The sequence below is a fragment of the Arenimonas sp. genome (assembly GCF_047602345.1).
In the GTDB taxonomy this organism is placed as follows: domain Bacteria; phylum Pseudomonadota; class Gammaproteobacteria; order Xanthomonadales; family Xanthomonadaceae; genus Arenimonas.
The window spans coordinates 183,859-210,631 of sequence record NZ_JASGHN010000008.1; the positions used below are offsets into that span (position 1 = coordinate 183,859).

The following is a 26,773-nucleotide window of genomic DNA, read 5'->3' on the forward strand; positions in this document are numbered from 1 at the left end:
ACTCAGGAAGCGGAGTTCACACCGACGCAGGGAGCCTGCGTGTCGTTCACTTTGCCGCAGGCCAGGGCCATGGTCTCGAAGACCTGCTCGTGGCGGAACTCCGGCTTGACGTAGGCGCGACGGCCTTCGTCCTGGGTAGCTGCCGGCGCGGGCATGTGGTTCTGCGAGTCGGCGTTCATGGTCGGGGTCCGTCGTTTCGGTGGGGGCCGGCAAAGTGTCCGCCGGCCCGCCACTGATTGCAAGTTATTGCAGACCGGACTGGCTGGTCTGGATCGCGTTGCCCGGAATGCTGCCCGGGGTGCCGAGGTTCGAGAAATAGATCTGCGAGGTACCCGGCAGGCTGCTGATGTTGTCCAGCACGATGCCCGCTGATGCCACCAACCACGGTCAGGCCAGCCGCCGGCACATTGGTCGTGCCCCACGTCGTCGACGAGGGGGCGACGCCTTGGACATGCGAGCCGACGTTCTCGATGAAATTGTTCATGTCGACGCCTTCTCGCACCAGGTTGTCGGCGACATTACCCGGCAGGTTGCGCGTGATGATGACATTGTTGTTCGTGCCAGTGGTGGTGTAGCCGGCGACCTGCGAGGTGCAACCCCTCAGGTATTGACCATCGGTGTTCTCGCCGCCGTCGGAGAAGATGTCGAAGTCGCCACCCGCGCCGGTGCAGTTGGTGACGTTGGCGCCGGTGTCGCCATCGCTGACGGCATTGAACGTCACGTTGTCGACGATGAAGGTGCCGCCGCCGACCGTTTGCGTGGTCGGGAAGGTGAAGGACCACTGCTCGCTGACGCCCGCATCCAGCCCGTTCAGGTTGAACATGTACAGGCAGGCGCCCGTACACCACTGAGCGCTGCCGCCAGCGGGAACCGCCGCGTAAAGATACTGATTCGCGCCGTTGGTGATCAGCGAAACCGGCGAGCAAAGCGACTGCGAAGTGGACAGGGTCGCACCCTGGACCGGCGCGCCCATCACGCCAGCCGTGATCGGGATTCGCCACATGGCCACGCTGGTGCTGTCACCCGGCAAGCTGCCGCAGACGTAGAGATTGCCGGTACCGTTCGGGCTCGAGCGATAGGCGCTGTCGAAGCGGCCCACGTACTGGGCGTCCGTCGTCAGGCTGCTCGTGCCGAGGCCGACCGAGACCTTGCTACCCGTCGCGCCGGCCGTGAAGGCGAGCGGGAACTGATAGATCGCGCGATCGGTGCCATCGCTGGAGGTCGAGGCATAAATGACGCTGGTCTTGAGATCAATCATCGGCGTCGCGCGGAAACCGGTGTTCGCATTGTTGGCCGTCAACCTGCCGCTGTCGACCACGGCGCCAGTGGTGGCATTGATGCGGTGCAGGCGTCCTCCGCCATTCGGGGCATCGCTAGTACCGTTAGTGTTGCCAGTGATGCTGATATTGCTCCCGGCCACGGCGACCAGGGTGCTGGCTGCGTCCCCGGTTGCGGTGCGGGTGATGATGAGGTCGCAAGGCGCATCATTGACGTTGTCATTGCAGCCACCCGTCGTGGCCGCGCTGTAGCCGATGCCCGCACCGTTGATCTCATTGACGATATTGGTGCGATCCGCGGCACGGTTTGGCCCAACCACGTCGATGTTGGTGCCCGCGTTGTTGCCGGCGGCGTTGAAGGCATTACCGTTGACGGTCAGAAAGCCAGCCAGCGCATTGTTGACGCCCTCGCAAGTGATGCCTCCGCCAGCTTGATCGTTGCAATCGATACGCAGGGTCCAGGTTTCACCCGTGCCGCCCGAATCGGCCACGGACTGGCTGCCGACGAAAACATTGCCGCCGAAATCGTAAACCGGCGGCGACAGCGCTTCGCCGCTGCTGACGACGGTCGGGAAGCCGCCGGTGGTTACTTCCGCCGGATTGCCGGAGAAGATGCCGGTGAACTTGTGCAGGCTGCCGTTATCGTCGCCGACGTAGGCGATGTTGCCGGAGTAGTCGATGAAGGGCGAGGAATAGGTGACGTTGGGGTTGCCGTTGAACACCATGCGATGCATGCAGGCTGCGGCCGCGGTGCAACCGCCGGGATTGGCGACGTTGTCCGGGTCGCGGTAGTCGGACGCCGAAAGCGCCGTGGTCGGCGTCGCCGGCGCGCTCGCCGAACCATTGCCGGCACCGGTCTTCCACTTCAGCAGGACCAATTCGGCCTGGTTCGAGCCATTGGTCTGGACGAAGGCGATTTGCTGGGCGCCGTCGTAATACGACATCGTCGGCGAGGTACGTACCGTGCCGCCGGTGTTGTAGGCCCAATAGACGTCGGGAGCGTTGTCGTTGACGCGATCCGGACCGGCATCGGCGCCGCCCGTGGCGCAGAGTCCGTTGTACAGCTTGTTGAACGCGATGATGCTCGGCTGACCAGGCGTACCGGCGGTGCCATTGGCGTTACCGCTGCTAGTGTTGCTCAGGTTGTCGCGGTCGACATAGCTGCCGGTAATGTTTCCGGGCGCAATCGAGCTGATGGTCACGACGTTGGCAGCGGAGCTGGCGCTGTAACCGGTCTGGCCGCTCCAGCGATTGATCGCATCGCGCAGGTTGGTCGCATTGGTGGTGGTGTTGCCGGTGAACTGGAAGTACAGGCCGGTATTGCCGACGCTGCTGGCGATCAGGGTCACCTGGCGCGGTGCGACGCCACCAATCACCACGGTCTGGCCGGCATTGGGGTTGCCGGAGAAGGTGATGGTCCAGGTCTCGCTGGTACCGCCGGAGGCGGAGACGCCGGCGGCATTGGTCGCGTAAACGACGAAGTCGTTGGCGCAGCTCGGCGTGGCCATGATGTCGAAGTTGTACTTCGCGGGATAGGTGCCAGCCGAGCCATTGCCCCCCAGGCCGTTCGTACCACCGACGCCGAGAATATTGCTCCAGTCGCGATGCACGCCCGCTTCCGCATCGCCGGACGGCGTTGGCGTCGGCGCAGGAGTCGGGCCGGGAATCGGGTTGGGTTTGGGACGGCCGTTGGCCGTCTTGCGCGAAGCGGCGAGGGCCTGTGCTTCGAGCTTTTCTGTCACCGCCAGGCTGAAGCGCGGATCGCGGTACAGGCGCTGCCAGCGCTGGTAGCGGTTATTGGCCTTGGCTTCTTCCGGCGTTTCGACGTTGCGGAAGATGACCGACTGGTTCGTCCAGTCCTGGACCATGCCGATAGGGGCGGATTGGGGTGCCCTGGCCGCGGGAGCGGCCGGCGCCGGCTTGGCCGGTTTGGCGACGGACCTGCCGTTGTGCGCCGAGGCGCCAGCGGCAAAAACCACGGCCATGATGGCCACACCCAAGATCGAACGCTTCGTGCTGTTGCGCATGCTCCCCCCGCGGAGTCCTGCAATGGACGGTTAGTAAGGCTTTCGTGAAAGCGATGCTTGTCCGTAAGCAACACTTATCGGTAAGTGGTACGAAACTTGAATCGTTAGAACTGCTGTCTAGGGTAGCGTGAAACATGCCAAATCGCCAGAAATGTGCGATGGATCACACTCTGGCGTTGCGCAATGAATGATTGGCCACGGGATGGCCGGCGACCCATTCAGAAAGAAGGGGCGGGCGCCTGACCACGGGCGTCAGTTTCTCACCGCGCGTGTCAGGCTTGCGCGCGTCTCGTCCTGTGAAGAAGAAACTTAACGGCCGTGTTTCTGGCGGCCGTCATCAGGAACTCTTGCAATCCCGCCTGGCTGGCCTGGATCGCGTTGCCGGGGCGCAGACTCGAAGGCAGATCGGGATGGCGACCTTGGGACTGCCGGCGATGCTCCTGTCGAGGTGTGCCGTCTCGTGGTCGGCAATACGGTGAGACCCCAAGCCAAGCCCAACAGATTGAACAGGTAGCAGCAACGGAATTGTGGCGCTTGGACAGCCGCTGCCGGTGACGGCCTGGTCCGGCACACTGGCGTAGAGACATTCCTCCCAGCCTTTGCCGACAAGGCCGAGCGGCGAACGATCGTCGCCCGAGCCGGCCCTGGCAATGGTTAGTATTCCTGTTGAGGTAAGCGCAACGTACCCTGTTTGCGCAGGTTTGCTGACGGGCCATTTGCGCGCCATGCAACTTGCCAGAAGGATTGCACGCGGCGTGCAAGATGCCGGCAGCGCTGGGAATTCGGAGGCTGCGGACGAGGCGAGAGGGCGAACGGAAGCCGAGTCAGGCGCGGAGTTGCTTGGCCAGCAGCCGGCCGGCTCGGAGGGGTAGATAGAGGAAGAACAGCGGGGGCGGCAGCGGCCAGCGCGACCACTCGACCAGGCTGGGGCGCAGGATCACGTTGACGATATGCCTCAGGCGGCGAGGCAGCGTTTCGTACAGGGACAGGTTGCGACGCAGGCGCGGCCAGGTACCGAGTTGCCGGGCGGGCAGTTCGAACCAGTCGCTGGCGATTTCATCCGCCAGCCTCGCGATGCTCGTCTGGCCGTCCAGCCAGCTACCGACGCGCGGGGGCGGAACCCAGTGCAGTTGGTCGCGCAGCAGTCGTATCCCCAAGGCCAGCCGCTTCGTCGCTCCGAGGCCACGCGCGCGCCCCAGGATCCAATCCCAATCGAGGTCGGGATGGGTCTTGAGCAATTCGTTGATGTCGACCAACCAATGCAGGCTGCTCCAATGGTGCTTGCTGCCGTGCAGGCAGAGCGCGAGCAGCTGTTCGTGCGGTGCGAGGCAGCGCACTTCGGTATCGCCTATCCGCGTGCGCTCGAGCGACTCCCACCACGCCGCGTCTCCGGCTGGTTCGACGGCGAACTCCGCGTCCGTTTTCCAATGCAGCTCGACCATCAGGTCGCGCTTGAGCGCGATGTGGTAGTGCGCGGGCGAATCGAGCAAGGCGCGTTCGGCCGCGGCCGAAATCGGGAAGAAGGAAACGTAGCCGCGCTCGGCCAGCAGTCGGCGCGCCTGCGTGCGCCGTGACGGCGGCACCAGCAGGTCCAGGTCGCCGAACTCGCGCAAGCTGAGGTCGCCATAAGCCTGCAGTGCGAGCACGGGGCCTTTCAGCGGCAGGACAGGAATGCCTTCGCGCTCGAACAGGTCGACGATCGTCAGCAGTTCGTCGCGCATGCGGCGGTTCTTCGCCGTCAGTTGCTCCTGATGGACCCACAGCGTCGAGAACAGGTCGCGCGGCAAGGCCGGACCCAGCGACCGCTCGATATGTCGGAACAGCAAGGGCCGCAAGCCATGGGCTTTGGCCAATTCGATCAGGCGGCTCGCATCGAGGCCTGCCTCGAAGAGTTCGCGAATGCGCAGGCGCCGCGCTTCGTCGAGATCGACGCAGGCAATCAGTCGCAGCAGCGAGGCCTCGGGTCCACCGTCATCCGGAGCGAATGGCTTCGCGCTGTTTCCATTCGGGGCGGCGGGCATGGCGTGAGGGTCGCGAAAGACATCGCCATCCTCGCATGCGACCGCCCGCCTGTCTCGCCGCCTCGCTTTCGCCGAATGCCGGCTTGGGCCGACGCTCGGACCGCAGCTACAATCCGTTGGTCGGTGTCCTGGCCGACGTCGAGCGGAGCGGGCATGCGGACCTGGTTGGTGACGGGCGGCGCGGGATTCATCGGCGGCAACTTCGTGCTGGCTGCGGTGGCCGAGGGCATCCGTATCGTCAATCTCGACAAGCTGACCTATGCGGGCAACCTCGATACGCTCGCTTCCTTGTCGGGTCACTCCGATCACGTCTTCGTGCAGGGGGATATCGGCGACCGTGCGCTGGTCCAGCGCTTGCTGCGCGAGCACCGGCCCGAGGCGATCCTGAATTTCGCCGCCGAAAGCCACGTCGACCGCTCGATCGACGGACCTGCCGCCTTCGTGCAGACCAATGTCGTCGGCACGCTCGCCCTGCTGGAAGCGGCGCGCGATTACTGGCGCGAGCTGGAGGGCGCGGCGCGCGAAGGCTTCCGCTTCCTGCATGTGTCCACCGACGAAGTGTATGGCTCGCTGGGCGAACAGGGCGCCTTCGTCGAAACCACGGCCTATGCGCCGAATTCGCCGTACTCGGCCAGCAAGGCCGCTTCGGACCATCTGGTCCGCGCCTTCCATCACACCTACGGCCTGCCGACGCTGACAACGAATTGCTCGAACAACTACGGGCCGTTCCAGTTCCCGGAGAAGCTCGTGCCGCTGATCGTCCAGAAGGCCGTCGCTGGCGAGGCCCTGCCAGTCTACGGCGACGGCGCCCACGTGCGCGACTGGCTGCATGTCGGCGATCATGTTTCCGCCTTGCGACGCGTGCTCGACGCGGGGCGTCCGGGCGAAACCTACAACATCGGCGGCAACGCCGAGCGACGCAATCTGGACGTGGTGAAGACGATCTGCGCGCTGGTCGATACCAGGCGTCCGCGCGAGGATGGCTTGCTGCGCGAATCGCAGATCAGTTTCGTTCGCGATCGTCCCGGGCACGACCGGCGTTACGCCATCGATGCCGGCAAGTTGCAACGCGAGCTCGGCTGGGTGCCTTCGGTATCGTTCGAACGGGGCATGGTCGATACGGTGGATTGGTATCTTTCGCATCCGGAATGGGTGCGACGCGTGCTCGACGGCAGCTATCGCATGGAACGGTTGGGAGAGGGCGCATGACGCCGAGGAAAGGCATCGTATTGGCCGGCGGGTCGGGCACGCGCCTGTATCCCTTGACGCAGGCGATCAGCAAGCAGCTGTTGCCGGTGTACGACAAGCCGATGATCTACTACCCGCTGAGCGTGTTGATGCTGGCCGGCATCCGCGAGGTGCTGGTGATCAATACGCCGCACGAGCAAGCCCTGTTCCAACGCCTGCTCGGCGATGGCTCGCAATGGGGCATGCGCATCGAATACGCCGTGCAGCCCAGCCCCGACGGACTGGCGCAGGCTTTCCTGATCGGTCGCGATTTCCTCGCCGGTGCGCCGAGTTGCCTGGTGCTGGGCGACAACATCTTCCACGGCCACGGATTGACGAACCTGCTGCAGTTGGCCGACCGCCGCGAACACGGGGCCACGGTCTTCGGCTACTGGGTGCGCGATCCCGAGCGCTACGGCGTCGCCGAGTTCGGCGCGGACGGTCGCGTCTCGGGGCTGGAGGAAAAGCCGAAATCACCGAAATCGCATTACGCCGTCACCGGCCTGTATTTCTACGACGAGCGGGCGCCGGAATTCGCCCAGGCGCTGAAGCCCTCCGATCGCGGCGAACTGGAGATCACCGATCTCAATCGACGCTATCTCGACGAAGGCTCCCTGCATCTGGAAAGACTGGGGCGAGGTTACGCCTGGCTCGATACCGGCACGCACGAATCCCTGGTGCAGGCTTCGAACTTCATCGAGACGATGTCGGTCAGGCAGGGCTTGAGCGTCTGCTGCCCCGAGGAAATCGCCTGGAGCAACGGCTGGATCGACAACAGCCAGCTTCGCGTATTGGCCGAACCGCTGGCCAAGAGCGGTTACGGCCAGTACCTGTTGAGCCTGATCGAACACGGGCGGGTCGAATGAAGATCGTCGATTTCGGCTTGGCCGACTGCAAGCTGATCGAGCCGCAGGTGTTCGGCGATGCCCGCGGCACCTTCTTCGAAAACTGGAATCGCGAGCGCTACGCCGATGCCGGCCTGCCGGCGGAGTTCGTGCAGAGCAATGTCTCGGTGTCCGCACACGGTACCCTGCGCGGGCTGCACCACCAATGGCCGCAGCCGCAGGGCAAGCTGGTCGGCGTGCTGGAAGGCGAGGTTTACGACGTCGCGGTGGACATCCGGCGCGGTTCGCCGACCTTCGGTCGATGGAAGGCGGCCATCCTCAGTGCGGAGAACCGGCGCCAACTGTGGATTCCGCCGGGCTTCGCGCATGGCTTCGTCGTGCTATCCGAACGCGCGATTTTCCACTACCTGTGCACCGAAACCTACCGACGCGAGAATGACGCTGCGCTGCGCTGGAACGATGCGCGCCTGGCGATCGACTGGCCGGTGAGCGCGCCCCTGCTGTCCGACAAGGATGCGAATGCGCCTTTCCTCGACGACATTCCCCCCGAGAAACTGCCGGAGTATCGGCCATGAAGATCCTTCTGCTGGGCGCCGACGGCCAGCTCGGTTACGAATTGCACCGCGCCTGTTCGCCGCTCGGTCGCATCCTGCCGTACACGATGAGCGGCCAGCTTCCGGGGCAGCAACGATGCGGTCGCATCGATTTCGCCGAGGCCGGCGCGCTCGACCGCCTGCTGGCCGAACATTCGCCCGATGTGGTGCTGAACGCGGTGGCGCACACGGCGGTGGACCGCGCGGAGGACGAGCCTGCGTTGGCACAGCGCGTCAATGCCGAAGCCGTGCATGAGTTGGCCGACGCCTGCCGTCGCCAGAACGCGCGCCTCGTGCACTATTCGACCGACTATGTGTTCGGCGGCGAGGGCCGTCGCCCCTGGCGCGAAGACGACGACACCGCACCGCTCGGCGTGTACGGCAGGACCAAGCTGGCCGGCGAACAGGCGGTGCGCGACAGCGGCTGCCGGCATCTGGTTTTCCGCACGGCCTGGGTTTACGCCGCGCGTGGGCAGAACTTCCTGCGCACGGCGCTGCGCCTGGCGGGCGAGCGCGAAGAGATGCGCATCGTGCACGACCAGGTCGGTTCGCCGACGCCGGCGCGCTGGCTCGCGACGGTGACGGCGCTGGTGCTGTCGCGCGCGGACGAAGCACAGGGAACCTGGCACGTGGTTGCCGATGGCGAGTGCAGCTGGTTCCAGTTCGCTTCGGCGATCTATTCCGAAGCGTTGGCGGCGCGCCTGATCGAGCGGGCGCCGCGGCTGGTCGGGATTCCGAGCAGCGAATATCCGGCGAAAGCCAAGCGCCCGGCCTATTCGCGACTGGACACGGCGAAACTGGCGAAGGATTTCGGCCTGAGCCTGCCCGATTGGCGTATCGGTCTGCGCGAAGTGATCGGCGAAATGGCGGAAGCGCGGGCTCGCTGATTTGGCTTTCCGCTATCGGTCCCGGGTGCCTTCGGTCGGGACGGGAGCCCATCGCCCGGCGTGGCGCGCATAGCGTACTTCGGCACGCTGTAGTGCACGGCCGGCGCAGCTGAATTCGAGATGCATGTACACGTTGGCCTCGTCTCCTTCTCCGGGTCTCGCCGACAGCAGTTGGCATCCCGGGTGCATGGTCTGGAAATCGGCGCGCAACTGCTCATCCGACGGTCCGCCATCGCAAGCTGCCAGCAAGAGCGAAATCAGGGGAAGGCAGCGCTTCACGGCTGCATCGGTTATTTGAAGAAGTCCATGACCATCGCGATGATCTGCCCGGAAAATCCGGCCAGCAGGCTGATCTCGATCAGGCCGAGGATCCAGCCGATGAGCATCAGGCGGCCGTCGCGTTCGATCAGCGCGAACGAATAGGCCAGCAGGACCAGGCCGAAGGGATAGTTCGTCAGCGGCAGCGGCAATGCCAGCAGGACACCGAGGATCGTCAGGAGCAGGCCGGTGAAAGCATGCGCCAAAGGATGCTCGAGCCAGACCTCGCTGCGCGGACGCGTCAGGCGTTCCAGTCGCGCCAACCATTTGCCCATGTACTTGCGGAAACTGGCGATGGTGTGGCGGTGGATGCGGTAGCGCGCGATGAAACCCGGCAGCCAGGGATGCTCCACGCGGAACAGCAACTGCAGGCCGATCAGCGCGATCAGCCCGCCGCTGAAAGCGCCTTGCCCCATCGGGATCGGGATGAAGGTCGGCAGCAGGGCCAGCAGCAGGAACAGGCCGAAGCTGCGTTCGCGGAACTCGTCCAGCAGTTCGCCCAGGCTGAGCGCTTCGTTGGGATCGCCCTCGGCCAAGTGCTCGATCATCTGGTTCGTGCTCGGCGGCAGGGGCGCGCCGGTTTCCGGATGCCAGCGAACGAGCTTGGGCAGTTTCAAGGCTCAGCCTTCGTCTTCGCCGGTGTCGGACGATTGCAGGATGCTGCGGGCGACGAGCACCTTGTCCACGCGAGCGCCGTCGAGGTCCACCACTTCCACGCGCCAGCCCTGCCAGTCGAAGTATTCGCCAGCATGGGGGATGCGTCCGTAACGGGCGATGACCATGCCAGCCACGGTCGTGAAGTCGTTGTCGTCTTCGCCGGGCAGCACGTGCACGGCGATCAGTTCGCGGAACTCTTCGATGGACAGGCGTCCGTCGACCAGCCAGCTGCCGTCCGGACGTTCGACGACCAGTTGTTCCTCGTCCTGGTTCTCAATGTCCTGCAGGCGGCCGAGCACAGCCCCCAGCAGGTCGGTGAGGGTGACGATGCCCTGGATGTCGCCGTATTCGTCCACGACGAGGGCGAGCGTCTGCTGTTCTTCGCGGAATATCTCCAGCAGCTTTAGCGCATTCGTCGATTCCGAAACGAACAGGGGAGGCGAGAGCTTGACGAAAAGATCGGGCTTGCCGTCGCGGTCGAGGTAGTCGCCCAGGTACTTGGTTTCGAACGTGCCGAGCACTTCATGGTCGCCGCCGCGATAGACCGGGTAGCGCGAGAAGGCGGTTTCGCGAAGGATCGTCAGGTTCTCGTCGCGACTGGCGCCGGCATCGAGCCAGATGATGCGCGTACGCGGCGTCATCAGCGATTCGGCCGATCGGTCGCCCAGGCGCAGCACGCGATTGAGCATATTGCGTTCGTCAGAGTCGATGACGCCCTGTTCGTGGCTTTCCGCGACGAGATGGCGGATTTCCTCTTCCGTCACCTTCTCCTCGGACAACTTGCCGAAGCCGAGCAGGCGCAGAAGGAAGCGCGTGCTGCCGGCGAGGACGATCACGAACGGACGCGCGATGGTGGCCAGGATGCTCATCGGCAAGGCGACGCCGGAGGCGATCTGCTCGGGTCGCAGCGTGCCCAGACGCTTGGGCACCAGCTCGCCCAACACGACGGAAATGAAGGTGATGACGACGACGCTGAGGGCGTTGGCGATCGTCGGCGCGTAATCGGCGATCAGCGGCAGGCCGATCAGCCAGGGTTCGATCTTCTGCGACAGGGATTCGACGCCCAGCGAGCCGGTCAGGATGCCGAGTGCGGTAATCCAGACCTGCACCGCCGACAGGAAACTTTCAGGGTGTTCGGACAGTTCCAAAGCCTTGCGCGCACCACGGCTGTCCTGCGCCAGTTGCTTGAGCCGCGACTTGCGCGAGGTGACGACGGCCATCTCCGACAAGGCGAAGAAGCCGCTGACCAGGACCACGACGATGACGACAAGAAGTTCCAGCATGGAGAGTTCAGCGAGTCCGATTCGTTAGCCGGTGAAATGCGCCGCGTTGATCCACAGATGCGTCGCCACGCTGGCGGCGAAGCCCAGGGCGATGGCCCAGGTCCAGCGCAGGTGGCCGAAGAAAGTGTATCCGCCCTTGGAAGCGCCCATCAGTGCCACGCCGGCGGCCGAGCCCACCGACAGCAGGCTGCCGCCGACGCCGGCGGTGAGGGTGATCAGTAGCCATTGTCCGTGGTCCATCGCGGGGTTCATCTGCAATACGGCGTACATGATGGGGATATTGTCGACGATGGCCGATAACAAGCCCATGACGATATTGGCGCCGGTATGGCCCAGCTCGCCGTACAGCCATTCCGAACCCAGGTGCAGGAAGCCCATGGTCGCCAGCCCGCCCACGCAGAGCAGCACGCCGTAGAAGAAGAGCAGTGTGTCCCATTCGGCCCGCGCGATGATTTCAAAGACGTTGTAGCTGTCGCCGGACTCGCGAGCGTCGCGCCTCCCGCGGCGACGGATGAAGAAGCCCTGCAGTTTCAACAGACCCAGGCCAGCCATCATGCCGAACACCGGCGGCATGTGAAGGAACTGCTTGCCCGAGACCGTCATGACGATGGTGACGGCGAACAGCGCGCAGACTATCCAACCGCCGTACTTCACGTCGGCATCGTCGCGACCCGGCGGCGGGGTGCCGGCGGGCAGTGCGAAATGCATGCACAGGGCCGGCACCAACCAGTTAACCAACGATGGCAGGAAGATGCGGAAGAACTCGAAAAACTCCACCTTGCGCGCCTGCCACACCATCAGCGTGGTGATGTCGCCGAAGGCCGACCAAGCGCCGCCGGCATTCGCGGCTACCACCAGGTTGATGAAGGCCAACGTGAGGAAGCGGGCGTTCCCGGCGGCGACGGCCATGACGACGCCGGACATGATCAGCGCCGTCGTCAGGTTGTCCAGCACGGCCGACAGGAAGAAGGACAGGACGCCGGTGATCCAGAACAGCGGTCGGTAGCCGAGGTTGCGGCTCACCAGGCCGGCGCGCATCGCTTCGAACACATTGCGTTCCGTCATCGCCGCCACGAAGCTCATCGCCACGATCAGGAAGAAGAACAGCTCGGCGAATTCGAGGAAGATGTGGCGGAACGCCTCCGCGGCTAACCCGTCCTGCATGCCCGGCGTTGTCGCGGCGGCCCAGGCGACGAGGGCCCAGATCAGTCCGGCGCCCAGCATCACCGGCTTCGATTTCGCCAGGCGCAGGCGCTCTTCGAATATGACGAAGGCATAGGCCAGGACGAACAGACCGAGCGCCAGATAGCCGATCGGCTGGTTCGTCAAGTCCATGCCCGCATGAGCCGACGCGAGGGCGGGGCCGGAAAACGCGCAAAGGGCCAAGGCCATCGGAAGGCGGCGCCTGGCGTCGGAAGACGCGGAACTGGGCATGAAGCGGCTGAAAACGGCCGGAAGCGGCCCGCCAAGCATACACGGCCGCCTTGAAGCGGGGTCCGGACCGTCATCTCCGGGTAAACTATGCGTCACATTCCGCCGGCCCTGGCCGGCGTGCATCCATCAGGGGTAGCCAATGTTTTCTCTCCAGACCATCTTCGGCAAGGGCGACAAGTTCTATGGGCTGCTCGAAGCCAGCGCCGCCGCATCGCGCGAAAGCACGCGCGCCCTGGTGGAACTGCTGGGCACCCCGGCCGCGCAGCGCTCGCTGGAGAAGTTCAAGCTGGCGCGCCAGCGCGAGAAGGATCTGGCGGCGCAGATCAGCCAGGAGCTGGTGAATACCTTCGTGACCGCGCTGGAGCGCGAGGACATCGACGAGCTGTCGGGCGCGCTGTACAAGATCCCGAAGATCGTCGAGAAGTTCGCCGAGCGCTACACCTTCGCCGCCGAACGCCTGGGCGAGGTCGACTTCCGTTCGCGCGCGGCGATGCTCGAGCAGGCCAGTGAGGTCATCGAGCAGATGGTCGGCCTGCTGCGCAAGGGCATGAACATCGATACCAGCAAGGCGCTCAACGACCAGCTGCAGGCGATCGAAGCCGAAGCCGACCGCCTGATCCTCGAGCTCTACCGCGAGACCTATGCGCGCGAGACGGATCCGATGCGCTACCTGATCCTGAAGGACCTGTTCGAACTGCTGGAAAAAGCCATCGACCGTTGCCGCGACGCCGGCAACGTGGTGCACCAGATCGTGCTGAAGAACTCCTGAGGATCGCCTCGTGCTGACCTTGCTGCTGCTCGTCATCCTGACGGCGCTGGTGTTCGAGTTCATCAACGGATTCCACGACACCGCCAATTCCATCGCCACGGTCGTGGCGACGAAGGTGCTGACGCCGATGCAGGCGGTCGGACTGGCGGCGACGACGAACCTCGTCGGCGCCTTCTGGGGCACGGCGGTGGCGAAGACCATCTCCTCGGGCCTGGTCGATGCCGAGGTCGTCAACGTGACCTCGCAGGTGCTGATCTGCGCGTTGTCCGGCGGCATCGCCTGGAACCTGTTCACCTGGTGGCTGGGCCTGCCGTCCTCGTCCAGCCATGCCTTGATCGGCGGCCTTTGCGGCGCCGCGCTGGCGGCGGCCGACAACAATTTCGACGCGTTGATCTGGTCGAAAGCCGGCGAGACCTGGACGAAGAACAGTGGCCTGTTCTGGAAGGTCGTCGTGCCGATGATCTCCTCGCCGCTGGCGGGTTTCCTGCTCGGCGTCATCCTGATGGGCCTGTTGATGGCCGTCATCAGCACGATGAACGGTGCCGGTGGCTGGATGGCGCGCGTCTCGCGACCGCGTTGGATCAATGCCGTCTTCGGCAAGGCGCAGATCTTCAGCGCCGGTTACATGGGATTCGCGCACGGCACCAACGATGCGCAGAAGACGATGGGCATCATCGCGCTGGCGGTGTTCGCCGCGCAGGGCGACGGCGTGCTGAACGACTTGCCGTCCTGGCTGTCGTTCCTGCATCCGGATGGCGGCAAGGATTCGATCGATCGTTGGATCGTCGTCACCTGCGCGCTGGTGATGGCGGCCGGCACCGCGATGGGCGGCTGGCGCATCATCAAGACGCTCGGTCACAAGATGGTGAAGTTGCATCCGATCAACGGGTTCGCCGCCGAAACGAGTTCGGCCACCATCCTGTCCATCGCGGCGCATTTCGGCATGCCCGTCTCGACGACGCACAGCATCTCGACGGCGATCATGGGCGTGGGCTTCGCCAAGAACCCGAAGGCGTTGAAGTGGTCGGTGATCGAGCGCATCGTCTGGGCCTGGATCCTGACGATCCCGGCCGCGGGCGGCATCGCCTGGGGCCTGGTGAACCTGCTGCGCAACTACGAGCTGATGTAGGAGCGGGTGAGTGGTTGGTAGTGAGTGGTGGATGGTGAGGCCTCAGAGCCACCACCAATCACGAACCACAAACCGTCAACCGTCTATCCACTCGAAGCAAATGTACGGGTGGGTGAGTGGTTCGTGATGAGTGGTTGGTGGTAGCGCCATGCAACCAACCATCAACTACGAACCACAAACCATCAATTCGCTCAAAGCAGATCGCCGCCGGCGGACAGCTCGCGCTCCAGCGTATCGCCGAGGCCACCGATTTCCAGGATCAGGCGATCGAGTTCCGCCGCCGTGATGCCGTCGTAAGGGCGGTTCTCGCACAGCTGCAGGTAGGGCACGCCATCGAGCTCGCCCATGGCCATGTAGCCCACGCGGCTCTGCCAGTTGAACGCGAGCATGCGCTTGGCGTCGAGGCCGGTCATCGGGGCGACGGCGGTGTTCACGCGCAGGAACTTGCGACCGTCTTCGCCATCGAGCTCGGCCAGGAAGATGCTCTGGTGACGCTTGCCCTTGGCCAGCGACAGTTCGACGCAGACGAGGTAGGGCTCGCGCGCGGTGATCTTGTACTTGCCCTGGACGTGGCTGCGAATCTGTTCGAAGTTCATCATGTCGGTGCACCTTTCTAGACCGATAGTCTAGCATCGCCGACACCCCGGCTTCCCTGCCATTCGCCATATGCCCACCCGTACGCCCGCCGACCGAATACTCGCCGCCATCCGGGCCGTACGCCGGGGCGAAGTCGCCGGTTACGGCGAGATCGCGCGGCGGGCCGGTCTGCCGGGACGCGCCCGCATGGTCGCGCGCCTGCTGTCGCAGAACGACGATCCGAAGCTGCCCTGGCACCGCATCCTGCGGTCGGACGGTCGCATCGCCTTCCCGCCGGATTCGCCGCAGTTCGCCGAACAGGTACAGCGTCTGCGTGCCGAGGGCGTCGCGTTGAAGAACGGACGCGTCGTCGGGCAACGTGCGGCCGCCACCGTCGACGAGATGATCTGGAAGCCTTGAGAACGGTCGATGGTTGGTGGTGAATGGTTGGTGGTATGGCGAAACCCACCATCAACCACTCATCACGAACCACTCACCCGCTTCAAGTGCGGCGTCGGAACCAGGCGGCGATGCTCAGGCGCGACTGCGTCGCCGGCAATACTTCGTGTTCGATCTCGTCGCTGAGGAAAAGCACCGTCGTGCCGAGGCGCGGGGCCATGTCGTGCGCGCCGTCGGGAAAATGCAGGCGCAAGGCGCCACCGGCGCCGTCTGGCCAATCCGGGTTCAGGTAGCAGACCAGGGAAAGAACACGCGCATCGTCGTCGTGGAAACGGTCGCGATGCCGAACATAGCCCGCGCCGGCCGGATACAAGGCGTAGTGCGCTTCGACTTCGTGCAGGCCGAGCAGTAACTCGCGATTCAACTGCAGGCGCAGGCCGTCGAGTGCGGATAGGAAGTCGGCCGCCGCGTCGCCGCATTGCGGATCGTCCAGCCAGAGCGTGGAATCGCCTCGAAGGCCGGTCTGCTGTCTTGCCGTGCCGCGGCCGGTCGCGGCCTCGCGCAGGCGGCCGGCGGCGTGCAGGGCCAGCGCATCTTGCCTAAGGGCCTGCAGCAGGTGCATCGGGAACAGATCCTGCGCTTCGGCGACGCCGTGCAGGCGCAACGAGTCGGCGATCGCTGACGTCGCGGGCATCGCGCTCAGAACGAGGCGTCCAGGCGCACCTGCGCCAGTTCCTTCTTCAGCGCGCGCAGGAACAGGCTCGGTGCGACCCAGGTATAGACGCAGAACGCGAGCCATAGCCCCTGGGCGAACGGCGCCCATTCCTTGAGGCCGTTCTCTTCGAGCAGGATGACCGCGACGCGATAGGTGACGTACATGCCCACCAGCAGCGCGACCGCCCGGGTGCGACTGCCGGCAGAGATGAAACTCTGGAATCTCCACCAGATTCCAAGTATCAGGTTCTGCCTCGCCTTGATCGATCCGATCAGGGTGATCGCGCCGACATCCTCGGGGTTCTGGTGCAGCGCCCAGGCCGCATGCTGGCGCGCGGCAGCCACATCGCCCTCGGCCAGATCCAGCTCGCCCAGCAGTACGAGCGCATCCACTTGTTCGGGGTCGAGTTCCAGGGCCTCGGCGGCGAATTGTCGCGCGCCGGTCTTGTCGCCCTTGACGCTGGCCACGCGACCGCGCAACGCCCAGAGTTCGGCGTCGTCCGGCTGCAACTGGCAGGCCGATTCGATCTGCGCTTCGGCGTCGTCTTCGCGCCCCCATAGCAGGTAGAGATGGGCGAGCTCATAGCGTGCCAGGGTCGAATGGGGCGCCAGCGACATCGCGTCATGCAGGTGCCGTTCGGCTGAAGCGAATCGGCGATCCGCCATTTCGCAGGTCGCGACCGCGACATGCGAGAAGACCGAGTCCGGCTCCAGTTCGAGCGAGCGGGTCGCTTCCAGGCGCGCCGCATGGAGCCGCTTCTTCCGCACCAGGCATAGGGCGAGCAATGCGTGCGCGTCTGCGTAGTCGGGATCCTCGCCCAGCATTTCGGCCAGGGTCTCGATCGATTGGTCGATCTGGCCGCGATGCAGCTGGTCCTGCGCCAGTTGGAAGTCTCTTTCCTGATTCATCGCGTTACGCCAGGATGATCATCAGGACGAAGTAGTTCGCCGCCGCGTCCAGCACGAAGGCCCTGCCGATGAAGGCGCCGACCATCAGCACGATCACGCCGTTGCGCGCCTGCCCGCCGTAGTAGGTCCAGATCTCGAACACGCGCGACTGCTTCAGGTACAGCACGTAGCCGACGATCAGCTTGAGCACGACGAAGGAAAGGACGGCGATCCGGCGAGCCGTCACGCCCAGCAATTCCTGGTCGACGACGTGCATGTAGGCGAAGTACAGCCCCAGCGTGCCGAATACGCAGAACAGCATCCAGAGGATCTCGCGATTGCGCGTGGGACTGCCGAGAGCGAGGCTGTTGAGCAGGAACCACGGCAACCCCAGCCAGCTGCCGGCCAGCATCTGCGCGAACAGCGGCCACATCGGATCGACCGCGAGGTGGGCGAGCCCGCTTGGCTTCGGTTCGTCCGGTATGTGGTAGCGGCTCCGGCTCATGGCGTTCCGTGCTTGGCGAGGAACGCCAGCACGTCGTCGTACTGGCCGGCCTGGTTCGAATAACGCGCATGATTCCTCGCGCTGGTGAGCCATTCCAGCGTCGTCGGCTTGGTCTGCGCCAATGCCGCCTGCAGATGCGTCATGTCGATCGGGCGTTCTTCGCCGCTGGCCAGCGATTGTTCGATCGCTTCATCGGCGGCCGTTTCGACGAGATTGCGCAGGTCGGCGCCGGAAAAAGCGGAAGTTCGCCGCGCGAGTTCGGCCAGGTCGATGGCGCCGCTGGTCGGTCGGTCGCGCAGCAAGCCCGCGAGGATGTCGCGGCGCGCGGCCTGATCGGGCGGTGGAACGAAAAGTACGCGATCGAAACGGCCCGGGCGTCGGAAAGCGGGGTCGACCGCCCAGGGCACGTTGGTCGCGCCCAGGATCAGCACGCCCTTGTTGTTCTGCGCGAAGCCGTCGAGTTCGGTGAGGAACTGGCTGACCAGCTTGGCCGTGCCGCCGTCGCGGGTGAACTGCCGCTTGCCGCCGATCGCCTCGATCTCGTCGAAGAACACGACGGCGGGGGCCATCGCGCGCGCCTGCTCGAAGATCGCGTGCAACTTGCGTTCGGACTCGCCGATATACATGTCGAGCACGTCGGTAATCGCCACGTTGAAGAACCTGGCGCCGCACTCGCCGGCGGTCGCGCGCGCGAGTAAGGTTTTGCCGCAGCCGGGCGGGCCGTACATCAGGATGCCGCCGCCGGAGCCGCGCTTGAAACGATCGAACAGGGAGGGCTTCAGGAAAGGCGTGACGATCTTGCGCCGGATCTGCTGCTTGACCTCGTCGAGGCCGCCGACGTCGGAAAAATCGACCCGCTCCGACGGCGGCTGCAACAGCCGCACGACGTCGTCCTGCGAGGTGTCGTCGTTGGCGATGCTGCGCAGGCGGTTCTCGCCGGCTCCTTGCAGGCGCACCAGCTTGCCGCTCAGTTCCGCGGCCAGTGCCGGATCTTCCAGGGTCGGATTGAGTTGCAGCGCGCGTTCGTAGGCGTCGATCGCCCCTTTTTGGTCTCCTTCGCCGAGCAGCTGTCGCGCGCGACGCAGGAGGTCGGTCGCCGCCTCGCCAGCGCCCATGCGCGAGAGAAGTTCCGCGCGCCCGTGCCGCAGGGCGAAATCGATGACGCGGCTACGAAGGCCCGATTCCAGTTCGAGATCGTCGCCGGCCAGGCGCATGGCACGTTCGAACGCGGCCAGGTCGTCCTGTTCCACGCAGGATTGCAGGACGATCGCCTGCAAGGCCGAATTCTCGGGGCTGGCCTGCAGGGCGAGCAGGAGCGCGTCTAGGTTGGCAGTCGACATCGAATCGGTTCGTGTTGCGATCGGTACAGGCGAAAGGATATACGATTGGGCCACTCCGACTCGACGAATCGCCATGGATTTGCACGGCCCGCTTACCGTGAAACTGCTTTGGGCCACCCTGGCCAGCCTCGTCCTGTCGCTGCTGCCGCAAGGGCTGGTCGTGCAACTGGTGCTCTGGCCCTTGAACATCTCCGGCGTCGAGTTCGGTGGCTGGATGCAATTGACGGGAAACTTCAGGCCCTGGCAACTGTTCACGCACCTGATGATCAATTCCATATGGGACCTGATCTTCGTGGCGCTGACCTTGCTCTATTTCGGCGGGCAGCTCGAATCCATGTGGGGCACAAGGCGCTACGGCTGGTTCCTCGGCACCTGCGCCATCGGTGCGGCCTTGCTGCAATGGCTGGTTTCCACGCTGGTCTTCTGGGCAGGCCTGGCACCGTATCAACCCAGCGCCGGCGCTTCCGGGCTCATGTACGCCATCCTGTTCGCCCTGGCCTATCTGGCGCCGTATTCGCCGGTGCGATTGCTCATTCCGCCGGTCACCATGCAGATGCGAACGCTGGCCATCGTATTCGCCGTCATCGCGTTCGTTTTCGGCGTACGCGGGCAGGGCATCTGGGCGCAGTTCGGTTTTCTCGGCGGCATGCTGATCGCCTGGTTGCACATCCGCTACTGGCGCGGCGATCCGCCGTTCGGGCGCAAGAAGCCGAAAAAACCGCCGCCGAAGTTCCGCATCGTCGGATGACGGGAGCTAGCGTCGCAGCGACAGGAAATCCGGGCTGACGACCAGGCGCAACGCATCCAGACGAGGCCGCGCGCCGGGCAGGGCGGCGAGCAGGCGTTCGCGTTCCTGCGCCAGGACCTCGATCTCTTCCGCGCGTACCGATGGGTTGACCCGGGCGAGCGCGCGCAGACGCTGCACTTCCGCCGAAAGCCGGCGATCGGCTTCGCCCATCGCTTCGCTCGCGCGTAGCGCGCACTGGCTTTCGCCCTCCTTGCGCGCGACATCCAGCATCGGCGGGACCAGGGCGGAAAGCACCTTGCGCATCGGCGACAGGTCGAAGTTGCGGTCGCCGGCCCGCAGGCCGGCGCGGTCGTTCGGCGCGAAGTTCTCCCGCACTTGCAGGCGCGTATCGACGGCGATGCGCAGGGGCTCCGCCGGCAGGAAACGCTCCGCGTCCAGCGATCGGTCGGCGATGCACTCCACCACGAACAGCGCCTCGAGCACCACGCTGCGCGGCGGCAGCGCATCGTCGATGAGAAAGGCGGCATTGCCGGTCTCGCTGGACAGCAGCATTTCTTCGGCCGAGCGCAGCATCGGGTGATCGGCACGCAGGTAGAGCAAGTCGTCGCGTGCCAGCGCCGTCGCCCGGTCGAAGCAGGCCTGGCGCGGTCCGTTGCGCAGTTCCTCGAAACCTTCGACCGTCAGGTATTCCGGGTCGAGCAGCCACAGGGTTTCGCTCAGCGCTTCGTGCTGCACGCCGAAGGCCTCCAGCAGGCGCATCGGGTAGTCGTCCTCGCGCGATTTCCTGTCGTCGTCGGCCAGGGCTTCGCGCAAGGACGATTCCCGTTCGCGCGGCGCATGGCGACTGCCGAGTTCGAGCAGCCGGTCGCGCCCGCGGGCGATCTGTTCGGCCAGATCGGCGTGCGTGGCGCGCGTGCGCGCGATGAGCTCCTGCAAGGCGGGCTCGCGCGCCTCGCCGTCCTGCAGCGCGAGTTGCGCCAGTTCTTCGCCGAACAGGCGCAGCAGTTCGCGACCGTCAGCCACGACTTCGCCGAAAGCGCCGAGTGCTTCGTGCTGCCAGCGCAGCAGGGCGTGCTGCGGACTGCCCTCGACGGCCGCCAGGTGCAGTTGCACGTCGCCGCGTTGTCCGATGCGGTCGAGCCGCCCGATGCGCTGCTCGAGCATGTCCGGGTCGATCGGGAGATCCCAGAAGATAAGGTGCTGGGCGAACTGGAAGTTGCGGCCTTCGGCGCCTATCTCGGAGGCGATCAGCACGCGCGCGCCGTCGGGGTCGGCGAAGTAGGCCGCGTTGCGGTCGCGCTGCAACAGGTTCATGTCTTCGTGGAAGCGCGCGATGGCCAGCGCATGGCTGCTGCGCAGGCGCAGCGCTTCTTCCAGCGCCTGCACCTTGGCGCGGGAACGGCATAACAACAGCGCCTTGGCCGGCGCGATGCGTTCGAGCGTCCGCAACAGCCAGTCGGTGCGCGGGTCGGCCGAAGCCGCGTAGTCGTGCGCGGGTTCGTCCTGCGACAGTCCGACGTCGTGGGCGAATTCGGCGTGCAGGCGACCGCTGGCTTGCGCGTCTTCGCTGGCCGGAAGCACGTCGATGTCGGCGACGCGGCGCGGGAAGCCGCCGACGGCAGCGCGTCGGTTGCGGATCAGCACGCGGCCGGTGCCATGCCGGTCGATGAGGTCGGACAGCAATGCATCGCGTGCCGCTTCGTCGCCCGCGGATATCTTCGCCAACCGGGTCGCCAGCGCATCGGCCTCATCCGGGAAAAGCGGCGCGAGCAGTTCGATATCGCCCGTGGTCAGCGATTCGCTGGCGAGCAGCCGCTCGGCCAGACGCGACAGGGCGAGATAGCGCTCCTGTTCGGCGACGAATTCATCCAGGTCGGCGTAACGGGCGGGATCGAGCAGGCGGAGCCTGGCGAAATGTCCGCCGATTCCCAGTTGCTCGGGCGTGGCCGTCAGCAGGATCAGGCCCGGCGTGCGCGCCGCCAGCGATTCGACGAGCCGATAGCCGTCGCTGGGCTGTTCCGGCGACCAGGCCAGATGGTGCGCTTCGTCGACCAGCAGCAAGTCCCAACCCGCGGCCAGCGCCTGCTCGCGGCGCTTGGCGTGGCTGGCGAGCCAGTCCACCGATGCGATCACGCATTGCTCGTCTTCGAAAGGATTGCCGGCGGGTTCGCCGGCGGCGATCGCTTCGCAGCGCTCTTCGTCGTAGATGGCGAACGAAAGATTGAAACGGCGCAACAGCTCGACGAACCACTGGTTCACCAGGCTTTCCGGAACCAGGACCAGGACGCGTTGCGCACGACCGCAGGCGAGTTGCTGGGCCGCGATCAGGCAGGCCTCGATCGTCTTGCCGAGGCCGACTTCGTCGGCCAGCAGGAGGCGCGGCGGCCGCCGCTCGGCGGCGATTTCCGCGACCCGCAACTGGTGCGGGATCAGGTCGATGCGGGCGCCGAGCACGCCCCAGCCCGGATGCGCGCGCGAACTGGCGCGACGCTCCAGCGTTTCGCGGCGCAGTTCGTAGCGATCGTTGCGATCCATGCGCCCGGCCAGCAGGCGCGCGTCGGCTTGCGAGACCGGCTGCTCCGCATCCAGTTCGCCCTCGGCATGGCAGTGGCCCTGGCAGTGGTAGCGCAACAGGCCGGCATCGGCGTCGACGCGCTCGATCAGTCTGTCGCGGCCGTCGATGCGCACGCGATCGCCGGCCCTGAACGCCGCTCGCATCAGCGGCGCGTGGCCGATCGCGTAGTGGCGCAGCACGCCGCTGCCGGTGAAGACGATCTGCACCTGCCGTCCGGCCAGGCGCAGCACCGTGCCCAGCCCCAGTTCTGGTTCCGCCGTGGAAAACCAGCGCTGGCCGGGCTGGAAATCCGTCATCAACGCCAGAGCGCGACTTGTTGGGCGGCGCTCTTGAACATCGGTTGCTTCGCCTTGCAGGAGAAGACCTTGGCGAAATCGGGCAGGTTGACCACGCTGCCGTTGACGCGCCATTGCGCCGGCGCGTAGGGCGATTGCATCGACGACGCCAGGTTTTCGCGATCGTGTCGGGCCCAAAGCGCGGCCCAGGCCGTGAGGAAGGATTTTTTCGCGGCCCAATCCGGCGGCGTGCCTTGCGCGTTGAGCGCGGCCCAGGCGAGTTCGAGCCCGGCCAGGTCGGCCGAGTTCTGCAACTGCGTCAGCGCCGGATTGATGTTCACGCCGGTCGCGACGGGGTAGGCGCCGTACTGCGCCGCGAGCGCCTGCAGCTTCGTGCCGGCGAGCAGGCTGTCGTAACCCAGGCTGATTTCGCGGCCGATCAAGGCGCCGAGCGCGCCATAGTCGGCGGCCGGATTGACGCGGCCGAAGACGGGCGACTGCAAGGCCGCCGCCGTGACGATCACGCGGTTCTGCGAAGCCTCGAAACCGATCAGCGGCTGCGTCTGCGACACCGGCGACGGCCAGTCGGGTGCGACGAGCAGTGCGATCTCGCGCGTTTTCGCCCAGCGACGCAGGGCCAATACGTTGGTCGCGTAGGTGTTGCGGCCGAAGGTCAGGCCGTCGAAGATCGTGGTCGGCTGCAGAGGCCGTCCGATCGCCAGGCGCAACGCCGCGAGCTGGCGATGCGCGGCGGCTTTGCGTTCGGCATCGAGCTGCGGCGCGCGATCGATCGCGCGGCCCATGGCGGCGCGCAGCGCATCGCCGATGGCTTCGGCGCTACGCACTTCGCCATCGCTCATCTGGCGCTCGGCATAAGCGGCGCTGAGCAGGTCGGAAGCCTGTTCCTGCACCAGCGCCGCGACGCGTTCGCCCTGCGTGCGTGGCAGACGCTTGGCGATCGTCTGGTCCACGAGGTTGGCGTAGGCGAGGCGGTAGTCCTTGCCCAGCATCGGCGCCATCGACTGCAGGACGCGCATTCGCAGATAGGCCTGCCACTGCGGGATGGCGGGCTTGGCCAGCATTTTTTCCAGCGTCTTGAAGAACTCGCCATTGGCGAGCACCACCTGTTCCGGTGCCGCGCCGGTCTGGCGGACGAAGGCGCCGAGTTGCGTATTCGGGAAGGACTTGTCGGCCTGCATCAGCTCGACGCTGGTTTCGCCGCCGAACATCGCCTTGGCCAGCGCATCCTCGATCGACAGCGCCGCCGCCGACTGCGCTGCGAGTTGCTTGCCCGGCACGCCCGAATAGCGCAACAGATCGGCGCTGTAAGCGCGGTAGATGCCGCCGATCTCCTGGATCGCCGGATCGCTGCTCAGGTAGAAGGTCGGATCGCCGAGCCCCAGGGCATCGGGCACCAGCACCGCGCGCGGCCGGCCGGTGCCGGGATCCCGTTGCACCTTGAACTGGAACAGCACCGGCACGCCGGCCTGATAAAGCGCGGCAACCGTGGCCGAGACGTCCTTGCCCTTCTTGATCGTGGCGATGCGCGCGAGCAGCGGTTCGATCGCGGCGCGGCTGCTGATGTCGAGGCTGTCTTCGTCCAGGCCGCTCGCGACCAGGTCGGCCAGCAGGCGCGAAGCCGGACCGCGGGCATTCTGCGCATTGCCGTCGGCCAGCAACTGCCGGGTCTGTCGGTCGGCCAGTTCGTTGAGCTGGTTCCAGCGGCTGTAGCTCGCGGCATTCGCGGGCAGCGGATTGCCCTTCAACCATTCGCCGTTCACGCTGCTGTAGAAATCGGTGCAGGGCGTCGGCGGCGCCGGCGTCGCGGGCTTCTTGGCGGCATCGACGCTGCCGCTGGCGAGGGTCAGGACAAGAATCGCGAACAGGGGGCGCAGGTTCAGGCTCATCGCGTGTTTCCGGGGAATGGTCTGCGGATTCTAACGCCTGCGCCGGCCCGGTGTCGGCGGCACGCTGCGTCGCTGGCCCGGCACGCGGCCGCAGAAAACGAAACGGCCCGGTTTCCCGGGCCGTCGTCGCTTCCTGACTGCTTGCGAATCACCAGATCAGGATGTTCTTGTCGCCACGCACCATCGCGTCACCCGCCTTGCACTGGAAAGCGCTGGCGAACGAAGCCATGTTCGAGGGTGCGCCGATGGCCCGGAACGGCGCCGGCGCGTGTACGTCGGTCTTCAATCGGACCTTCGCTTCTTCGTGCGTGTAGTTGCGGCGCCAGACGGTCGCCCAGTTCATGAAGAAGCGCTGGTCCTGCGTGTAGCCGTCGACGAGGGCCATGCGCTTGTTCATCAGGTCGCGTTGCAGGGCGTCGTAAGCCACGGTGAGGCCTCCGAGATCGGCGATGTTCTCGCCGAGCGTCAGGCCGCCATCGACGTGCAGCGGGCCTTCCTTTTCGTCCTTCACGTGCACGTAGTCGTTGAACTGCGCGACGAGCTTGCCGGTACGCTCCTTGAAGTTCTTCAGGTCGGCGTCGGTCCACCAGTTCTGCTGCTTGCCCTGCGCATCGAACTGGCTGCCCTGATCGTCGTAACCATGCAGCATTTCGTGGCCGATGACCGCGCCGATGCCGCCGTAGTTCAGCGCCGGGTCGGCCGAGGGGTCGAAGAACGGCGGCTGCAGGATCGCGGCCGGGAAGACGATCTCGTTTTTCAGCGGGTTGTAATAGGCGTTCACGGTCTGCGGGGTCATGCCCCATTCCTTGCGGTCGGCCGGCTTGCCGACCTTGGCCATCTGGTAGGCGTTCTCGAACGCGCCGGCGGCCAGCGCGTTGTCCAGATAGCTCTTGCTGCCGTCGATGCTCAGGCCGGAATAATCGCGCCACTTGTCCGGGTAGCCGATCTTCGGGTCGAAGGTATTCCACTTCTCGAGCGCCTTGGCCTTGGTCTCGGCGCTCATCCATTCGAGCTTCTCGAGACGCGCCTTCAGCGCTTCGCGCAGGTTGTCGACCAGCGCCTGCATCTGCGCCTTCGACTCTTCCGGGAACACTTGTTCGACGTAGACCTGACCCAGAGCCTCGCCCATCGAGCCGTTGATGGTGTCGAGTACGCGCTTCCAGCGCGGCTTCTGTTCCTGCTGGCCGCGCATCGTCTTGCCGTAGAAGTCGAAGCGTTCGTTCGACAGGGCGTCGGACAGGAAGCCCGCGCTGTCGGCGATGGTGTGGTAGCGCAGGTAGGCCTGCCAGTCGGCGACCGGCACGTCGGTCAGCATCTTGTCGACTTCAGCGAAGAACTTCGGCTGGCTCATCGAGAAGCCCTTCGCGCGCTGGATGCCCTGCGCCGCGAACAGCTTGGACCAGGAGAAGTTCGGCGTGGCCTTGTCGGCCTCTTCCATCGTCACGTAGTGGTACTGGTTGTTCGGATCGCGCATTTCGATCGGCGCGACCGAGGCCTTGGCCAGGCGGCTTTCGAAGGCGAGCACGGCCGCCGCCTGCGTCTTGGCCGAAGCGGCGTCGACGCCGCCGAGCACGAGCATGCGTTCGACGTGGGCGACGAAGGCGTCGCGCTTGGCCTTCTGGCCCGGATCGACGTAATAGCTCTTCTCGGGCAGCGACAGGCCGTTCTGGAAAGCGAACGCGATCACCATGCCCGGATCCTTGAAATCGGATTCGGGGAAGAAGGAGAACACCGACTGCTGGCCCTTGGCGAAGCCGTCGATCAGGTATTGCGCGATGCCGGCGCCGTCCTTCAGGCCATCGATTTCGGCAAGCAACGGCTTCAACGGCGCGGCGCCGTCGGCGTTGAGCTTCGCTTCGTCCATGCCGAGGCCGTAGATGTCGCCGATCTTCTGTTCGTTGCTGCCAGGCGAATTCTTGGCCTTGGCGGCGGCTTCGACGATTTCCTTTTGCGCGGCCAGCGAACGCTCGCCGAGCATTTCGAAGCTGCCCCAGGTGGTCTTGTCGGACGGCACCGGGTTCGCGGCCAGCCACTTGCTGTTGACGAACGCATTCAGGTCCGTGCAGACAGGATGGGCCGAATCAAGGTCGGCGACGTCGAATTTCGGCAAGGCCGGCAGCTTCGACTGGTCGATCTTCAGCGCGGGCGCCTTGGCGTCGGCCGTGGCGTTCGCGTCGGTGGGGGCTTCCTGCTTGTTGCAGGCGCTCAGCGCACCGGCGATCGCCAGCACGAGGGTGAGGTGGGTGAGTTTCATGGCGGTATTCAGGAGGCTCCGGCCCGTGAGGGCGATGGCAGGGATGAACGGCGGGCTGCGGCCTGGCGGCGACGCCGGAGCAGGGGGCAGGCGCGCGAGCGTAAGCGATTCCTGAAGACCCCGTG

The 26,773-nt window shown here is 65.4% G+C and carries 22 protein-coding genes; 8 read left to right on the forward strand and 14 right to left on the reverse strand.

The genetic code is table 11. The features are described from left to right. Positions 1 to 2 precede the first annotated feature (2 nt). From QM707_RS11605 to QM707_RS11615, 3 genes are all read right to left on the reverse strand, one after another. Entirely contained in the window at positions 3 to 179 is a 177-nt protein-coding gene (locus QM707_RS11605; RefSeq protein ID WP_415002028.1) for a hypothetical protein, read from the reverse strand. Continuing rightward, positions 176 to 3,304, reverse strand: coding sequence for a hypothetical protein (locus tag QM707_RS11610; protein WP_415002029.1), 3,129 nt, complete (start codon positions 3,302 to 3,304; stop codon positions 176 to 178). The genes QM707_RS11605 and QM707_RS11610 overlap by 4 nt, the downstream gene beginning before the upstream one ends. Positions 3,305 to 4,128: 824 nt before the next feature. Further along, positions 4,129 to 5,325 carry a nucleotidyltransferase family protein gene (locus QM707_RS11615; RefSeq protein WP_415002030.1) on the reverse strand — a complete coding sequence of 399 codons (1,197 nt, stop codon included), beginning with the start codon at positions 5,323 to 5,325 and terminating at the stop codon, positions 4,129 to 4,131. 153 nt (positions 5,326 to 5,478) lie between these two features. Here QM707_RS11615 and rfbB point away from each other — a divergent pair, with 153 nt between their 5' ends. The 4 genes from rfbB to rfbD are packed head-to-tail and all read left to right on the forward strand — an operon-like array spanning position 5,479 to position 8,877. Beyond that, complete coding sequence (gene rfbB / locus QM707_RS11620) at positions 5,479 to 6,534, forward strand: dTDP-glucose 4,6-dehydratase (RefSeq protein WP_415002031.1); 1,056 nt, start codon at positions 5,479 to 5,481, stop codon at positions 6,532 to 6,534. Then, entirely contained in the window at positions 6,531 to 7,418 is an 888-nt protein-coding gene (gene rfbA / locus QM707_RS11625; protein ID WP_415002032.1) for a glucose-1-phosphate thymidylyltransferase RfbA, read from the forward strand. The genes rfbB and rfbA overlap by 4 nt, the downstream gene beginning before the upstream one ends. After that, complete coding sequence (rfbC, locus tag QM707_RS11630; RefSeq protein WP_415002033.1) at positions 7,415 to 7,972, forward strand: dTDP-4-dehydrorhamnose 3,5-epimerase; 558 nt, start codon at positions 7,415 to 7,417, stop codon at positions 7,970 to 7,972. Before rfbA ends, rfbC begins: the two co-directional genes overlap by 4 nt. Beyond that, positions 7,969 to 8,877, forward strand: a complete 909-nt coding sequence (rfbD, locus tag QM707_RS11635) for a dTDP-4-dehydrorhamnose reductase (RefSeq protein ID WP_415002034.1) — start codon at positions 7,969 to 7,971, stop codon at positions 8,875 to 8,877. Before rfbC ends, rfbD begins: the two co-directional genes overlap by 4 nt. Before the next feature lie 290 nt (positions 8,878 to 9,167). On the opposite strand, the gene QM707_RS11640 is transcribed toward rfbD, so the two are convergent. Genes QM707_RS11640 through nhaD form a run of 3 tightly spaced genes read right to left on the reverse strand, consistent with a single transcriptional unit; the run spans position 9,168 to position 12,470 of the window. Then, positions 9,168 to 9,812 (reverse strand): exopolysaccharide biosynthesis protein, encoded by a 645-nt coding sequence (locus tag QM707_RS11640; protein WP_415002035.1) that lies wholly within the window; start codon positions 9,810 to 9,812, stop codon positions 9,168 to 9,170. A 3-nt stretch (positions 9,813 to 9,815) separates the two neighbouring features. Next, complete coding sequence (locus QM707_RS11645) at positions 9,816 to 11,135, reverse strand: hemolysin family protein (protein ID WP_415002036.1); 1,320 nt, start codon at positions 11,133 to 11,135, stop codon at positions 9,816 to 9,818. 24 nt (positions 11,136 to 11,159) lie between these two features. After that, positions 11,160 to 12,470: a sodium:proton antiporter NhaD gene (nhaD, locus tag QM707_RS11650; protein WP_415002037.1), complete on the reverse strand. Its 1,311-nt coding sequence runs from the start codon at positions 12,468 to 12,470 to the stop codon at positions 11,160 to 11,162. A gap of 238 nt (positions 12,471 to 12,708) precedes the next feature. Between nhaD and QM707_RS11655 the strand changes: the two genes are divergently transcribed. Beyond that, positions 12,709 to 13,338, forward strand: a complete 630-nt coding sequence (locus QM707_RS11655) for a DUF47 domain-containing protein (protein WP_415002038.1) — start codon at positions 12,709 to 12,711, stop codon at positions 13,336 to 13,338. Between the two features lie 10 nt (positions 13,339 to 13,348). Beyond that, positions 13,349 to 14,467: an inorganic phosphate transporter gene (locus QM707_RS11660; RefSeq protein ID WP_415002039.1), complete on the forward strand. Its 1,119-nt coding sequence runs from the start codon at positions 13,349 to 13,351 to the stop codon at positions 14,465 to 14,467. 191 nt (positions 14,468 to 14,658) lie between these two features. On the opposite strand, the gene QM707_RS11665 is transcribed toward QM707_RS11660, so the two are convergent. Beyond that, positions 14,659 to 15,066 (reverse strand): hypothetical protein, encoded by a 408-nt coding sequence (locus QM707_RS11665; RefSeq protein ID WP_415002040.1) that lies wholly within the window; start codon positions 15,064 to 15,066, stop codon positions 14,659 to 14,661. Positions 15,067 to 15,133: 67 nt separating this feature from the next. Here QM707_RS11665 and QM707_RS11670 point away from each other — a divergent pair, with 67 nt between their 5' ends. Next, on the forward strand, positions 15,134 to 15,463 hold the full coding sequence (locus tag QM707_RS11670) for an MGMT family protein (RefSeq protein WP_415002041.1): 330 nt from the start codon (positions 15,134 to 15,136) through the stop codon (positions 15,461 to 15,463). 82 nt (positions 15,464 to 15,545) lie between these two features. On the opposite strand, the gene QM707_RS11675 is transcribed toward QM707_RS11670, so the two are convergent. Genes QM707_RS11675 through QM707_RS11690 form a run of 4 tightly spaced genes read right to left on the reverse strand, consistent with a single transcriptional unit; the run spans position 15,546 to position 18,889 of the window. Next, positions 15,546 to 16,136: a 2OG-Fe(II) oxygenase gene (locus QM707_RS11675; RefSeq protein WP_415002042.1), complete on the reverse strand. Its 591-nt coding sequence runs from the start codon at positions 16,134 to 16,136 to the stop codon at positions 15,546 to 15,548. 5 nt (positions 16,137 to 16,141) lie between these two features. Further along, positions 16,142 to 17,065 carry a tetratricopeptide repeat protein gene (locus QM707_RS11680; RefSeq protein ID WP_415002043.1) on the reverse strand — a complete coding sequence of 308 codons (924 nt, stop codon included), beginning with the start codon at positions 17,063 to 17,065 and terminating at the stop codon, positions 16,142 to 16,144. Positions 17,066 to 17,069: 4 nt separating this feature from the next. Further along, complete coding sequence (locus QM707_RS11685; RefSeq protein WP_415002044.1) at positions 17,070 to 17,549, reverse strand: hypothetical protein; 480 nt, start codon at positions 17,547 to 17,549, stop codon at positions 17,070 to 17,072. Then, positions 17,546 to 18,889: an AAA family ATPase gene (locus QM707_RS11690; RefSeq protein ID WP_415002045.1), complete on the reverse strand. Its 1,344-nt coding sequence runs from the start codon at positions 18,887 to 18,889 to the stop codon at positions 17,546 to 17,548. Before QM707_RS11690 ends, QM707_RS11685 begins: the two co-directional genes overlap by 4 nt. Positions 18,890 to 18,962: 73 nt before the next feature. On the opposite strand from QM707_RS11690, the gene QM707_RS11695 reads away from it, so the two are divergent. Next, positions 18,963 to 19,637, forward strand: coding sequence for a rhomboid family intramembrane serine protease (locus tag QM707_RS11695; protein ID WP_415002046.1), 675 nt, complete (start codon positions 18,963 to 18,965; stop codon positions 19,635 to 19,637). A 6-nt stretch (positions 19,638 to 19,643) separates the two neighbouring features. On the opposite strand, the gene rapA is transcribed toward QM707_RS11695, so the two are convergent. The 3 genes from rapA to QM707_RS11710 all read right to left on the reverse strand — a co-directional run bounded on the left by rapA (position 19,644) and on the right by QM707_RS11710 (position 26,648). Then, positions 19,644 to 22,508 (reverse strand): RNA polymerase-associated protein RapA, encoded by a 2,865-nt coding sequence (rapA, locus tag QM707_RS11700; RefSeq protein WP_415002047.1) that lies wholly within the window; start codon positions 22,506 to 22,508, stop codon positions 19,644 to 19,646. Continuing rightward, complete coding sequence (locus QM707_RS11705; protein ID WP_415002048.1) at positions 22,508 to 24,394, reverse strand: M13-type metalloendopeptidase; 1,887 nt, start codon at positions 24,392 to 24,394, stop codon at positions 22,508 to 22,510. The genes rapA and QM707_RS11705 overlap by 1 nt, the downstream gene beginning before the upstream one ends. Positions 24,395 to 24,542: 148 nt before the next feature. Next, positions 24,543 to 26,648, reverse strand: coding sequence for a M13 family metallopeptidase (locus QM707_RS11710; protein WP_415002049.1), 2,106 nt, complete (start codon positions 26,646 to 26,648; stop codon positions 24,543 to 24,545). Between the last annotated feature and the right edge of the window lie 125 nt (positions 26,649 to 26,773).